This is a genomic window from Sphingomonas sp., from assembly GCF_019635455.1.
In the GTDB taxonomy this organism is placed as follows: Bacteria; Pseudomonadota; Alphaproteobacteria; order Sphingomonadales; family Sphingomonadaceae; genus Sphingomonas.
This window is the reverse complement of record NZ_JAHBZJ010000003.1, coordinates 188,977-202,781: the sequence shown is the minus strand read 5'-3', so window position 1 is coordinate 202,781 and position 13,805 is coordinate 188,977. Positions and strand designations below refer to the sequence as shown.

Below are 13,805 nucleotides of genomic sequence, written 5' to 3'. Positions count from 1 at the left end.
AACCTCGTCTTAACCCCGGCGGCTCCATGAGCTGAGCGGACCGCCCAGGGGGAAATGTGGACGATCTGTTGCAAGAGTTCATCGCGGAGACCCGCGAAACGCTGGAGGCTCTGTCGGGCGAGATCGTCGCCTGGGAGGCCGACCCCGACGATCGCGCGCGCCTGGATGCCATTTTCCGGTTCGTTCATACGGTCAAGGGAAGCTGCGGCTTTCTCGACCTGCCGCGTCTCGCGCGGCTGAGCCATGCGGCGGAGGACGTGCTGGCCGCCGTTCGTGCGGGCGAGCGCAAGACCGATCGCGCGCTGGTCAACGCGGTGCTGGCGGTCGTCGATCGGATCGGCGAGCTGGTGGACGCGATCGATTCGGGCGCGTCGCTGGACGATACCGAGGAGGATCTGCTGATCGCCGCGCTCGCCGAGGGATCGGACGAGGTTCGCGAATCGGTGGCGGTGCAGGGGGGGCGTGGCCAGTCGCGCAGCGTGCGCCTCAACGTCGATCTGCTCGACCGGATGATGAGCGGCATGTCCGACATGGTGCTGGCGCGCAACGAACTGGCGCGTCGTCTGCGTGGGGCGGTGATCGACCCGCAGATCGAGGCGGCACTCGAGCGCATGTCCGCCACCGTCGCCGATCTGCGCGACACGGTGACGCGGACGCGGATGCAAAAGATCGAGGCGCTGTTTTCGGCACTGCCGCGCATGGTGCGCGACACGGCGGCGGGGCTGGGCAAGTCGGTGACGCTGCACGTCGAGGGTGCCGAGGTGGAACTCGACCGCGAGATGATCGAGGTACTGCGCGATCCGCTGGTCCATATCATCCGCAATTCGATCGACCATGGGATCGAAGCTCCGGCCGCCAGGCGCGCCGCGGGCAAGCGGGAAAACGGGCGATTGACCGTTCACGCGCGCCAGTCCGGAAACCAGATCGTGGTCGAGATCGCCGACGATGGCCGGGGGATCGATACCGATCGCCTGGTCCGGAAGATGATCGAGAATGGCGGCGACGCGCGCGCGCTCAATGCGCTGAGCGAGCGCGCCAGGCTCGATCTGGTGTTCGAGCCCGGACTGTCGAGCAAGGACGAGGTGACCGAAATCTCGGGGCGCGGCGTCGGGATGGACGTGGTGCGCGCGGCGATCGAACAGATTGGCGGACGCGTCGAATTGCAGAACGAATTCGGTCGCGGCCTGCGGATCCGCATCCATGTGCCGCTGACCCTGTCGATCATCCCGACGATCGTCGTTGCCGCCGCCGGGCAGCGCTTTGCGGTGCCGCGTCAGGCGATCGAGGAAATCCTGAGCGAGTGCAGCGAATCGGTTCATATCGACCGGATCGGAGATTCCGAGGTGGCGCGGGTGCGCGATCGGCGCCTGCCGCTCATCGATCTGGCGTCGGCGTTGCGCATCGCCGACGCGCCCCGCCGGCCGACGTCAAAGCTCGCGATCCTGAACGCGGGCGAGGGCTGCTATGCGCTAAGAGTAGATGACGTGCTCGACAATGAGGAGCTGGTGATCAAGCCTGCCGCTCCGGCGGTTATGTCGGCGGGGCTGTTCGCGGGCAAGACGCTGCCCGACAGCGGCCTGCCGATGCTGCTGCTCGACTGTGCGGGGATTGCACAGGATGCCGGCCTGAAATTTCGTCGCGAGGAGATTTCGGACGAGGAGGAATTTCACGCGGTCGAGGACGAGCGCGAGAGCGCGCTGGTCTTCATCGATCTGGACGGCGTGCGTCGCGCAGTTCCGCTCGCGGCCGTCGATCGGGTGGAGCCGGCCGAGGAAAGCGCGATCCGTCATAGCGCCGGCCGTCTCCGCCTGGTGACCGACGGGCGGATGATCCCGCTTGCCGCACAGACGCCGATCGATGGTGGCTGTTCGATCCTGCGCCTGACGGATGGCGAGGACGAACTGGGCTATGCGATCCGCGAGGCGGCGGAGATCGTCAGGCTTTGCGACGAGATCGCGCCGGCGCGCGAGGCGGGTCCGGTCCTTGGCGTCACCCTGATCGAGGGGGAGCCGGTCGAGCTGCTCGATGTCATGTGGCTGTTCGGCGCGCATGGTGAGGACGAGGTCCTTTCTGACAGACAGGCGGTATGCCTGCTGGCGGAGGGATCGAGCGCGTGGCTGAAGACGTTCGTCCGCCCGCTGCTCGAGAGCGCGGGCTATCGCGTCGTATCGAGCCTGGGGACCGACGAGCGTGCCGACGCCATCCTGACGACCGGGGACGATCCGGCGCCGGCGAGCGGCGGGCCACCGGTCATCCGCCTGCGCCATCGCCGCGCCGGGGGTGAGGATGGAAGTATCTACCGTTATGATCGCGAAGGGCTTCTGACGGCCCTCGCCGAGCTGTCGAGGCGCTGCGCATGAGTGAAATCCAGCTGTTCCTGATCGCGCATGCCGCCGGACGATCGATCGCGATTTCCGCCGCGCACGTGGATTCCGTCGTGGATATCGGGCCGATCATTCCGGTGCCGCGGGCAAGCGCGCTGGTTCGAGGGCTGAGCGCACTGCGCAGTCGGGTCGTCACCGTGATCGACACGGTGGCGGCGCTTGGTATCGTCTCGGACGAGGCGCGCGGCACCCGCGCGGTGATTACCCAGGTCGACGGGCATTATTACGCCATGCTGGTCGATGCCCTGGACGATGTCGCCCCGTTCGAACCCAAGCCGCTGGCGTCGGGCATTCCGCTGTCGCAGTCGTGGCAATCTGCGGCCTGTGGCGTGATCGAGCGGGATGGCGAGCCGATCCTCGTGATCGACCCGGCCGCGCTGATCCCCGGCGCGCCGAGCCTGGCCGCGTGACGCAGCGTTAACGCCACGCTTACATCTCTAGGTCATAAATTACCGCAATCGCGCCAAATTCCGGGAACTGCAGATCATGAAAACCTGTCTCGTCGTGGATGACTCCAAAGTGATCCGAAAGGTCGCCCGTCACATTTTGGAGACGCTGAACTTCGAGGTTCGGGAGGCCGGCGACGGGCGGGAAGCGCTCGATTCATGCATGGCGGCGGCGCCCGACGTGGTGCTGCTCGACTGGAACATGCCGGTCATGAGCGGGATGGATTTCCTGCGCGCGCTGAAGGACAGCGGGATCGAGGCGAAGCCCAAGGTCGTGTTTTGCACCACCGAGAACGGCATGGCGTATATCCGCGCGGCGATCGACGCGGGGGCCGACGAATATGTGATGAAGCCGTTCGATCGCGAAACGCTTGAAAGCAAGCTCCAGATCGTCGGCGTCGCCTGAGCCCCCGACCGTGAGCGCCGGACCGGCTATTGCCGCGCATCCGCGAGGGGGCGGCCCAGCGCCCATCCGGGTGCTCGTCGTCGATGATTCGGTGGTCGCCCGCAGCGTATTCGCGCGGATGGTGGAAGCGATGCCGCGCTTCGAGATTTGCGGCGCGGTGAGCGACGTTTCCGGTGCGCTGCGCTTCCTCGCCGATCATCGCGCCGATGTGATCCTGCTGGATCTGGAGATGCCGGGGATCGATGGACTGACCGGGCTGCCCGACCTGATCGCATTGGGCCAGGGCGCGAAGGTGCTGGTGGTTTCATCCAGCGCCGAAGACGGCGCGGCCGCCGCCGTTCAGGCGCTGGCGCTCGGCGCCGCGGATACGCTGATGAAGCCCGGAGTCAGCAACTTCGCAGGGAAGTTCGCCAAGGTGCTGGAGGATCGCCTCGAACGCCTGTTCGAGCACGAGCCGGCACCGGTGATGAATCGGGATGGCGTGGGACGGGTCAGCGGCCAGTTCGATATCGTCGCGATCGGCGCATCGACGGGCGGCATCCACGCGCTCAGCCAGTTGCTGCGCGCGATTCCCGCCGATTTCGCGCCGCCGATCCTGGTCACGCAACATCTACCCGCGTCTTTCATGAGCTACTTCGCCGCCCAGCTTGCGGTGCTCGCCGGCCGGCCGTGCGAGGTGGCGACGGACCGTATGCGGCTGCGGCCGGGGCGCATGCTGGTGGCGCCCGGCGACGCGCATGTGCGGATCGTCCGGATTTCCGACGGGATGGCCGTGCGTCTGACCCGCGAATCGGCGCCGAGCGGGTGCATGCCCTCGGTCGATCCGATGCTCGCGTCGATTGCGGAGGCCTTCGGGAGCAGGGGGCTTGGCATCATCCTGTCGGGGATGGGACGCGACGGCGCTATCGGCGCCAGGCAGCTGATCGAATGCGGCGGCTCTGTGATCGTGCAGGACCGCGCGAGTTCGGTCGTGTGGGGCATGCCCGGAGCGATCGCCGATTCGGCGAGCGCCATCCTACCGCCGGCCGAGATCGGTCGCATGGTGGCCAGTTGCAGGAGGCCGGGGTGATGCCGGCGCTTCCCGCGATGCCCGGATCGAGGACCGCCTTCGCGACGGTGATGGCACTTCTCGAACGGCGCACTGGCCAGGAGGTCGCCGCCAACCGAGCGTGGCGGATCGAGGCGGCGCTGAAAACCGTGCTGCGCGAGCACGATCTGTGCAGCATCGAGCAGCTGGTCGAACGGTTGCGTAGCGCGGCGAGCGGACCGCTGGCCGACGCGGTCGTGGACGCGATGCTCAATCAGGAAACGTCGTTCTTTCGCGACGCGGCGGTCCTCGATCAGGTGGTGGAGGCGGTGCGGGCGATTCACGCCGAAAATCCCGATCGAAAGGTGCGGATATGGTCGGCCGGCTGTTCGATGGGTCAGGAGCCGCTTTCGCTCGCGATGCTGTTCGCAGAGGCCGAGCGCACGAGCGGGCTGCCCGGCCCCGAAATCCTGGCCACCGACGTGTCGGCGGGCGCGATCGCGCGGGCGCGCGCCGGGCGGTATTCGCAATTCGAAATTCAGCGGGGCCTGCCGGTGCGGCGCATGGTCGCGTGGTTCGAACATGTCGATGGCGACTGGATCGTACAGCCCGATCTGGCGAAACGGGTTCAGTTCCGGCGCCACAATCTGGTTGGGGATGTCCCGCCGATCGGCCGTTTCGACGTGGTATTGTGCCGCAACGTCCTGTTGTATTTTCCCGCGAAGGTACGCGCCGAGGTGTTCCGCAAGCTGCGAACCGGCATGCGCGAGGGCGGCCTGTTGGTACTGGGGGCCGGCGAGACGGTGATCGGTCAGACGGACGCGTTTCGGCCAAGCCCGCAATTTCGCGGCTTTTACGCTGCCGAACCCGCCTCGATCGTGCCGATCACGCGCTAGCAGGGGCTGGCGCGCGCAAGGTGACGCTTGCGTTTCCGTCCTGCGCGCCCCATCCCTGACACAGAATGACGCAGGATCGTGCCGAACTGAACTGGATCGACGCGCCGTCGCCCAATTTCGACGTGCGTACATTACCCGTCAGCATCATCGTGCTGCACTATACCGGGATGAAGACCGCGGAAGAGGCGATCGAGCGGCTGCGCGATCCTGCGGCGAAGGTGTCCAGCCACTGGCTGGTCGCAGAGGATGGCCAGATCGTGAAGCTGGTCGATGAGGCGAACCGCGCCTGGCATGCGGGGCGATCGCACTGGCGCGGCGTGACCGACGTCAATTCGGCGTCGGTGGGTATCGAGATCGTCAATCCCGGACACGAATTCGGCTATCGCCCGTTTCCCGACGAACAGATGGACGCGGTGATCCGGCTGACCGCGGCGATCAAGGATCGCTATGGCATCACCCGTGGCAATGTGGTGGGCCATTCGGACATCGCGCCGGCGCGCAAGCAGGATCCCGGCGAGCTGTTTCCCTGGGGCAAGCTCGCGCGGCTGCGGCTGGCGCTGCCCAGGCCGACGAAGAATTTGATGGACCCCGGCTGGACCGATGGCGGATTCCTGCTGGCGCTCGAACGGTTCGGCTATGACGTCACCGATCCACTGGCGGCGACGGTCGCGTTTCAGCGGCGCTTTCGCCCCGAACTGATCGATGGAACGATCGACGCCGAATGTCGCATGATCCTGCTCGCGCTGTTGCTGCCCAAGCCGCAGGGAGACGATTGAGGCCGATCGGCGTGTTCCGGGGGCAGTTCCCCGTCCGAACCGCTTTCGCCCGCCATCGAATGGCCCTATAGGGGGCGGGCCAGAGGGCCGGGCGGCCACGTCGCATTTCGGTGCGCCGAGGAAAGTCCGGGCTCCACGGAAACACGGTGCCGGGTAACGCCCGGCGGGGGTGACCCCAGGGAAAGTGCCACAGAGAGCAGACCGCTCACCGCTTCGTTTCGAAGCAGGAGCAAGGGTGAAAGGGTGCGGCAAGAGCGCACCGCGCCTCCGGCAACGGCAGGCGGCACGGCAAACCCCACCGGGAGCAAGATCGAATAGGGGCCGCGCATGGGGAATTCCGCCCCTGCGGCCCGGGTTGATTGCTCGACCCCGGACGCAAGCCCGGGGCTAGAGGAATGGCCGCCCATCGCGCGCACCTCCCGCAAGGGAAAGGGCCGTGAGGACAGAACCCGGCTTACAGGCCCTCTGGCGTCTCAACCTGACTGAATTGCCGGGCTTGTCACCCGATCGGACGGCGGGGATAATGCGTCCCGGACGGTGATGATGGCACGCAATCTCTTTCTGTTCGCGACGATATCGCTTTCGGCGCTGGCATCGAACGCCGCGCAGGCGCGTGAGCCGGACCTGCGCAAGGCGTGCGCGAACGAGGCACGCCTGCCGACCCCCGACGACAAGACGGGCAAGAGCTGGGACGGGATTTTCGCCGATCGCGCGGTCGAGATCTGCCGCCGCGCGGTCGAGCTCAATCCGGACGATCCCGACGCGCTCGCCAATCTGGGGCGCGCCTATAGCAAGGCGGGGGAGGGCAAGCTCGCGCTGCCGCTGATCGAAAAGGCCGCCGCTGCCGGCAGTCTCCAGGCCGCCAACACGCTGGCCGCGATGTATGAACAGGGCGATGGCGTCGAGAAGGACGCGAAACGCGCGTTCGCATATGCCAGGGTCGGAGAGACGAGCCGCTATGTCTGGATCGTCGGGCGGCTGGGCCAATATTATATGGAAGGCACCGGAACCCCCGCCGATCCCGCGCGCGGCCTGAAGCTGTTTGCTCGTGCGTTCGAATTGGGCAATGCCGGGGCTGCCCATGACCTGGGCGATATCTACCGGTTCGCCAGATATGGTTTCGCCCGCGATTATGCGCTGGCACGCAAATGGTATGCGCGCGCGACCGAAATGGGCCACGGCGATTCGCCCGCCGCGCTCGCCTATATGACCGAGAAGGGGCAGGGCGGGCCGGTGGACGAGCGCGAGGCGCGCCGGCTCTACAAGGTCGCATGGGATCGCGGATCGGGCTGGGGCGCGGAGAATTACGCGGTGATGCTCCAAACCGGGCGCGGCGGCGCGAAGGACCTGCCCGGCGCCGCGACGGCGATGCGGGCGGCCGTCGATCTGGACGAGACGAGCGCGATGCGTCGGCTTGGCAATTATTATGAGAATGGCGTCGGGGTCGAACAGGATATCGGTCTGGCGATCGCCTGGTATCGCAAGGCGGCGGACGCCGGCGATACCGACGCCATGGTACGGCTGGGCTTTATGGCGCAGAACGGTCGCGGCATGCCACGCGACCTGGTCGCCGGACGCGCCTGGTATCGCAAGGCGGCGGAGGCGGGTAGCGGCGCGGGAATGAGCGCGCTGGCGTTCGACCTGTCGTCGAGCGAGTTCACCGGGGTGCCGAGCGACAATCCGGCGGCGGTCGAATGGTATCACAGGCTGGGCGAGACCGACGAACCCGAGGACGCCGCAACCGCCGCGGCGGTCTTTGCCGCGGGCAAGGCGGTGCCGATGGATCTGAAGGCGGCGCGCAAATATTATGAAAAGGCGCTGGCGGGCGATGTCGATGATGTCGCTCAGCCGCTGGTCGAGGTGGTGCTGCGCGATAGTCCCGGCGACGCCGAACGGGCCTACGCGCTGAAGATTCTCGAGGATCGCGCGTCGAAGGGAGAGGGGTGGGCGCTCGCCGCGCTGGCGCATCCAGGGCCATTGATCGATAATGCCGGACTGAAGGTGGACAGCGCGAAATGGCGCGCGCGTATCGCGACCCTGGCGGATGCCAAGGTGCTCACCGATGTCGCCAAGGCGTTGCAGGACGGCAAGCTGTCGAAGCAGCAGTTTGGCCTGGGCGTGCGCTACACCGCTGCGGCGAGCGATCCGTCGGCGGCGAAGCAATATCAGATCGGCCTGATGGTCGATCTGAAACTGCAAGAGGCGGCGCTGCGCGAACTGGCCCGCTATACCGCGAGTGATGCGTTCAAGGCGCTGCCCGCCGCGCGCCGCACCGCGTTCCTGGATGCGTTCGACAATGAGACGACGTTCAATTTCAACGGCGACGCATCGAATATTCCGATGTTCCAGGCCCTTGCCGAACTGGGAATGAAGGAGGCGGCGGCCAAATATGCCTGGCGTCTGCTGGACGATGGCAAAGGCGACCCCGCCGCCGCACTGAAATGGTTCAAGATCGCCGCCGAACGCGGATCGGGCGATGCGCAACGGGCGATCGGCTATATCTACCTGAAGGGATTCGGCGTCGAAAAGAGCGCGGTCCAGGCGGTGCGTGCCTGGGAGGAAGCGTATCGCCGCGGCGAAACCATCGCCGCGTTGAGCCTTGCGCTCTATTACAAGGGCGATCTGGAGTTTACCGACAAGGAGCGCGCGGGCGCGCCGTCGCTCAGCCGCGAACAGGCGTTCGAATGGATGGAGCGGGCCGCCTCATCGAGCTACGCCAATGCCGTGCGGCTCGCCCGCATGTACCTTGCCGGCGACGGGACGAAGATCGACGCAAAGGAAGGAATCCGCCTGCTCCACTGGGCGGTGCATTGCGGCGACTACAGCGCGCGCGTCGCGATGGGGGAAGCGTTTCTGGCGGGCGCCGGCGTGCCGAAGGATCCGGCGATGGCGTTGCGCTGGTTCAAGCATGCGGCGGCCAGCGGCTATAGCGGCGGCGCTGCGGCGATGGTTCGCGCCGCGACGCTTGGCTGGGGCATGAAGCCGGACGTGAAGCTGGCGCGGTTCTGGCTCGCCGAGGCGGTGCGCCGGGGCAGCGAGGACGCCAAGCAGTGGCAGGACGATTGCGGCATCCAGGCCAGCCTGAAATGCCTGTCGCGGCAAAAGGACTTTGCACCGCTGCCGATCGGCCCCGAAACCGCCGGGGTCGCGCCGCTGCCGACGTTCGAGGCGCGCGAGGCCTCGCTCAAGAAGGATCTGGAAACCGCAAGCGCCAACGGATCGCAGTTCGCGCTGTTCGAAGGGTTTCGCAGCCTGGAGGAACATTATCTGCTCTATGGGCGGATGGACGCCTATGTCGCGACGAAGATGCGTTCGCTCGCGTTGCAGGAAGCGCGCTATCAAAAGACGTTCGGCACCCGTGACAATTACTTCGCGCTGATCGAATCCGCCTGTGGCTGGGCGACGGCGGCGAAGGAGGCGAATGGCGGCGGGCGGCCGGAGGCGGCGCTGTTCTTCGCCAAGGTTGCGGTCAACAAGTTGCAGGACGCGCGCAAGCGGATCGCCGACCTTGATCCGTCGATCCGCGAGTGTTTCCTGAAGGTGCATCAGGATCGCTATCGCTATCTCGCCGACATCTTCATGGGCATGGGCCGTTTCGCCGAGGCCGAGCATGTGCTGGCGATGCTCAAGGATTTCGAGACCTACAGCTATACGCGCGACCGCAAGCGTGAGGGCGAGGCCTTTGAGCGGATGCCGCTGGCGAAGAAGGAAACCGACAGCCTGGCCGCATTCGATACCGCGATCGGCGCGCTGGTCGAAGCGGGCGCCGCGCGCGACCGGCTCATCGCGTTGCAGCGTCAGGGCAGCCTGACGCCGGTCCAGCAAAAGGAACTGGAGGCGGCGACGACCGCGCTGGGCGCCGCGAACACCGCGTTTCGCAGCGACATCGCCGCGCTGGGGAATGCGGTGAGCGGCCTCGACGCCAAGCTGGCCCCCGATGCGGAGGCAAAGGCCGATCGCGTCGCGTCGATCCAGCCGCGGCTGATCTCCACCGTCCGCCGGCTGGGCAAGGATGTGGCGGCGGTCCACGCGGTGGTGCTGCCGGATCGCATCCACTGGCTCATCACCACGGGCAATTTCCAGAAGTCGGTGGTGGTGCCGGTCGATATCACCGCGTTGCGCAAGGATGTCGGCGCCTATCGTCAGGCGATCAGCGACAAGGCCGCGTACATCACCGATCCGGCCGCCAAACTCTATCGCGAAGCATTTGAGCCGGTCGATAAGGTGCTGCGCGCGGCCGGTGTGAAGCAGGTCATGCTCTCCCTGGACGATGCGCTGCGCTACCTGCCCTTCGCGGCGCTGTATGACGGTCAGGAATGGCTGGCGAAACGTTACGCGTTCAGCGCCTTTCGCGCGATCGACGAGGTGCAGACCGGGCCGTCCGACGGCGCGGAGTGGCGCGTCGCCGCGCTGGGGGCGAGCAAGGGCGGATCCGGCCTCAGTCCGCTCCCCGCCGTGCCGGCCGAACTGGGCGGCATCGTGCGCGCGGACAGCGGCGGGGCGACCGGGGTCCTGCCCGGCATGGTCAAGCTCGACGGCGCGTTCGACGAAGCCGCGCTTGGCACCGCGATGGCGGGCGGGTTTCGCGTGATCCATATCGCATCGCATTTCGCACTGGATCCGGCGAGCGAGGACAAGTCGTTCCTGCTGCTCGGCACGGGCAAGGAATTGCCGCTCAGCAAGTTCATCGCCGATGGTCGCTTCACCGCGATCGACGTCGATCTGCTGGCGCTGTCGGCGTGCCAGACCGGCGTGCCGCGCAGCGACCAGAATGGCGCGGAAGTCGATGCGAGCCTGGCCGAGCTGGCGCAAAAGGCGGGTGCCGGCGCGGTGCTGGCGTCGCTATGGTCGGTGGCGGACGAATCGACCGCGCGGCTGATGCAGGAATTCTACGCGATCCATTCGCGGGACAAGGTGAGCAAGGGCGAGGCGCTGCGCCGCGCGCAGATCGCGCTGATGGACTCGCAGGGCGCGGTGGGCGGCGATCGCGGCGCGATGCGGCGCGAGGATCCCGCGTCGAAGGGGCCGGCGATCACCGGCTATGCCCACCCCTTCTACTGGGCGCCGTTCATCCTGCTCGGCAACTGGCAGTGAGGTGCCTGTCGTGCTCCCGGCGATAGCGCTGCTGCTGGCGGTTGCGCCGCTTCAGTCGGGCGAGGCGACGGCGCGCGCAGCAGACCAGCGCGAATGCACCCTGTGCGCCCGGAAGCTTGAGCTCGATGCGGCGCGCTGGAATTGTCTGCTGCGCAAGCGCGAAGCGTTGCAGGGCGAGCCGGGAGACGCCGTAATCGTCCAGCTAGATCCGCGAAGCTGCAATGAGCCCGTGGCGAGCGCGCGCAAGGCGGGCGCGTCGTCGCGCAGCGGGAGCGCTGATCTTATCGTTACCGACGGGGGCGGCATGTCACGCGCCCTAATCATGCTGAGCAAAAGACAATTGCAATGCCTGGCAGATGCGAAATCGGCGAAACAGGCGGGGGCGCTTGTGTCATTTGATTTTGGGAGACAGTGTCCGCCTTAACAAGGCGATTCGACCGGTCTGTGGGGGACGAGACCATGGGTTTGATGGCGCGGGCCTGGATATGGGTTGCGATCCTTTTCGCATTGACCGGACTACCGGATCGCGCCGAGGCGCAGTCTCGTTTCGCTCTCGTGATCGGTGTTTCGGCGTATGAGGGGCGGTACGCCCTTGAAAACGCGGTAGGCGATGCGGCGCTCGTTGCGGCCCGCTTGTCATCCGCAGGATTTGGCAGCGACGATCTTAAGCTGCTCACCGACCCGACAAAGGGGCAAATGCGCGACGCCCTGGACGCGCTTTACGCCAAGGCGCAAGCCGCTCCAAATTCCCTCGTGGTTATTTATTATGCCGGACATGCCGTCCAGTATGACGGGGTCAACTATCTCGTTCCAAAGGGCGCCGATCTCCTTGGGCGGCAAGTGACCCCTGGTGATTACGACGATCAGGCTTTCAACGCCCAATTGTTCATGAGCAAATTCGCAAGAACGCGCGTCGGCCATCTGCTGGTGGTTCTCGACGCGTGCCGCGACAATCCGTTCGGCGGCAGTCCTGGCCTGGCCGAAATCACCGGCGCACAGACCGGCCCGGAGTGGATGGTCGCATTTTCGGCAATGGCGGGTCAGACAGCGTCTGACGGGACGGGAAAGAACAGTCCCTATACTGCGGCGCTGGCCGCCGAATTGTCCGTCCCGGACATCACGCTGACCCAGGTGTTCGAGCGAATCCGCGCGCGTTTTGCCGCCGATCCGGGCCTTGCCCGGCAGCGACCCTATTCGAAGGGGTCCCTCAACGTCGTCCTTCGATCCGCGCCTGCGGAGACGAGCCTGACCTCGCTGGGGGCCGCGTTGACGGGCGCGACCGGATCATCGCGCGGAGATGGCGCGCAAACGGAAATTACGCGATTGATCGGCGCCGAACGGATCGGGAGCGGCGAGGACGGCCGCAAGTTGCTCATCGATGCGCTCAAACTGCGCCCGCTTTCTGCGATACGTGCCGATGCCGACCGGGGCGATGGCTTTGCGCTTTATCTTCTTGCCCTTGCCCATTGGGATGGGATGGGGGGCGCTACGAAGGATCCGAAGCTGGGCGCTTCGCTGTTGCGTCGTTCGGTCGCCCGTGGAAGCGGACGTGCCGCAAGCGCACTCGGGTTTTTTCTCTGCTGCGAACCGGACGGGCCAAAGAACGAGCAGGAAGCGGTAGAATGGTTTCGGGTCGGATCGTGGCTGAAATTTTCAGGCGCGACCCGAAACCTCGCCGTCATGTATCGCGACGGCACGGGCGTGAAGAAGGACCTGGCTGAGGCGATTCGCCTGTTCGAACTGGCGGGAAAGCAGGGGTCAGGCCAGGCACTCTCCAATCTCGGCGGCATGTATGACGGGAATCGCTACGGCCTCTTGGATCGTGCCAGGGCGCGGATCTATTATCAGCGCGCAGCAGATGCGGGATACCCGGAGGCGTATGAATCCCTGGGAGACGGATACTGGTTCGGCATCCGGCCAGATGCGAGCGACAAGGATCCCAAAACGGCGCTCGAGTTCTTTATTCGTGGCGGTAACGCGGGTTGCGCCACCTGTTGGGAGCGCGCGGGAGCGCTATTGGCGTCCGGCGATCTGGGCGCGGTCGATGATGCGCTGGCGTTCAACGCCTATATGAAAGGGGCCGAACTGGGGAGCGTGAGCAGCACGGTCGAGGCGGCCCGCAAGCTGCTTAACGGCAAGGGTACGGCGAAGGACCCGGTTAAGGCGTTGGCTCTTTTCCAGCGAGCGGCGGACGCGGGCAACGTGGAGGCGAAGGCAAGCATCGGCATCATGCTCGCGCGAGGAGATGGCGTCACACGAGATCCCGTTCGTGCGGCGACAATCCTGCGCGAGGCGCTCGCGCGAGACCTGAGTGCCGATCCCAAAGTGCGGCATGCCGTATACCAGCCAAATTATTGGGGATATGCCCGCGATCTTGGCTTGCTGCTCGAAACAAAGCTCGTGCCACAGCGCGTGCCGACCGAACTGGCCGACCTGCGGGCGCGTTATGGCGCGGCCACGGGTTCGATGAAGCGCTTTACGGTCCCAATTGATTGCGGCGGCAGCAAATCGACGTTCCACGTCTACCTTGTCAATTGGGACCGTCCGAATGACGAGACTTCCGTCGATCCGCAGGCCGAGTGGTTGCAGGAACAACGTGGCTGCACAATACCTGTAACGGTCGTTGATTCGTTCCGTAAACTCAAAAGGATAGCGCGGGAAAACAACGTTTCCTTCATCGACCTCACCGTCTACGCTCTCGGCGAGGCCCAAAAGGAGCAGGCCCAGCCGAAACCGGTCGAGCGGAAGCCCGTGACAAAGCCCTGATGCCGGACCG

The 13,805-nt window shown here is 65.9% G+C and carries 9 protein-coding genes and 1 other RNA gene; all 10 read left to right on the top strand.

What is annotated here, in order from left to right; genetic code table 11:
• Positions 1–56 precede the first annotated feature (56 nt).
• The 10 genes from KF783_RS05750 (at position 57) to KF783_RS05705 (ending at position 13,795) form a co-directional block, all read left to right on the top strand.
• The gene (locus KF783_RS05750) at positions 57–2,360 is read left to right on the top strand and encodes a chemotaxis protein CheA (protein WP_294077294.1); all 2,304 of its coding nucleotides are present in this window, start codon (positions 57–59) and stop codon (positions 2,358–2,360) included.
• A complete protein-coding gene (locus KF783_RS05745; protein WP_294077292.1) occupies positions 2,357–2,794 on the top strand; it encodes a chemotaxis protein CheW in 438 nt (145 codons plus the stop codon). Before KF783_RS05750 ends, KF783_RS05745 begins: the two co-directional genes overlap by 4 nt.
• 76 nt (positions 2,795–2,870) lie before the next feature.
• Complete coding sequence (locus KF783_RS05740) at positions 2,871–3,236, top strand: response regulator (RefSeq protein ID WP_294077291.1); 366 nt, start codon at positions 2,871–2,873, stop codon at positions 3,234–3,236.
• A gap of 70 nt (positions 3,237–3,306) precedes the next feature.
• Entirely contained in the window at positions 3,307–4,305 is a 999-nt protein-coding gene (locus tag KF783_RS05735; RefSeq protein ID WP_294077290.1) for a chemotaxis protein CheB, read from the top strand.
• Positions 4,305–5,159, top strand: coding sequence for a protein-glutamate O-methyltransferase CheR (locus KF783_RS05730; protein ID WP_294077288.1), 855 nt, complete (start codon positions 4,305–4,307; stop codon positions 5,157–5,159). Before KF783_RS05735 ends, KF783_RS05730 begins: the two co-directional genes overlap by 1 nt.
• A 65-nt stretch (positions 5,160–5,224) precedes the next feature.
• Entirely contained in the window at positions 5,225–5,935 is a 711-nt protein-coding gene (locus tag KF783_RS05725; protein WP_294077287.1) for an N-acetylmuramoyl-L-alanine amidase, read from the top strand.
• 79 nt (positions 5,936–6,014) lie between these two features.
• An RNA gene (gene rnpB / locus KF783_RS05720) (RNase P RNA component class A) lies at positions 6,015–6,408 on the top strand.
• 70 nt (positions 6,409–6,478) lie between these two features.
• Entirely contained in the window at positions 6,479–11,029 is a 4,551-nt protein-coding gene (locus KF783_RS05715; RefSeq protein ID WP_294077285.1) for a CHAT domain-containing protein, read from the top strand.
• 1 nt (position 11,030) lies between these two features.
• Positions 11,031–11,453, top strand: a complete 423-nt coding sequence (locus tag KF783_RS05710) for a hypothetical protein (RefSeq protein WP_294077281.1) — start codon at positions 11,031–11,033, stop codon at positions 11,451–11,453.
• Positions 11,454–11,488: 35 nt separating this feature from the next.
• Complete coding sequence (locus KF783_RS05705) at positions 11,489–13,795, top strand: DUF2610 domain-containing protein (RefSeq protein ID WP_294077279.1); 2,307 nt, start codon at positions 11,489–11,491, stop codon at positions 13,793–13,795.
• The last annotated feature ends 10 nt before the right edge of the window (positions 13,796–13,805 follow it).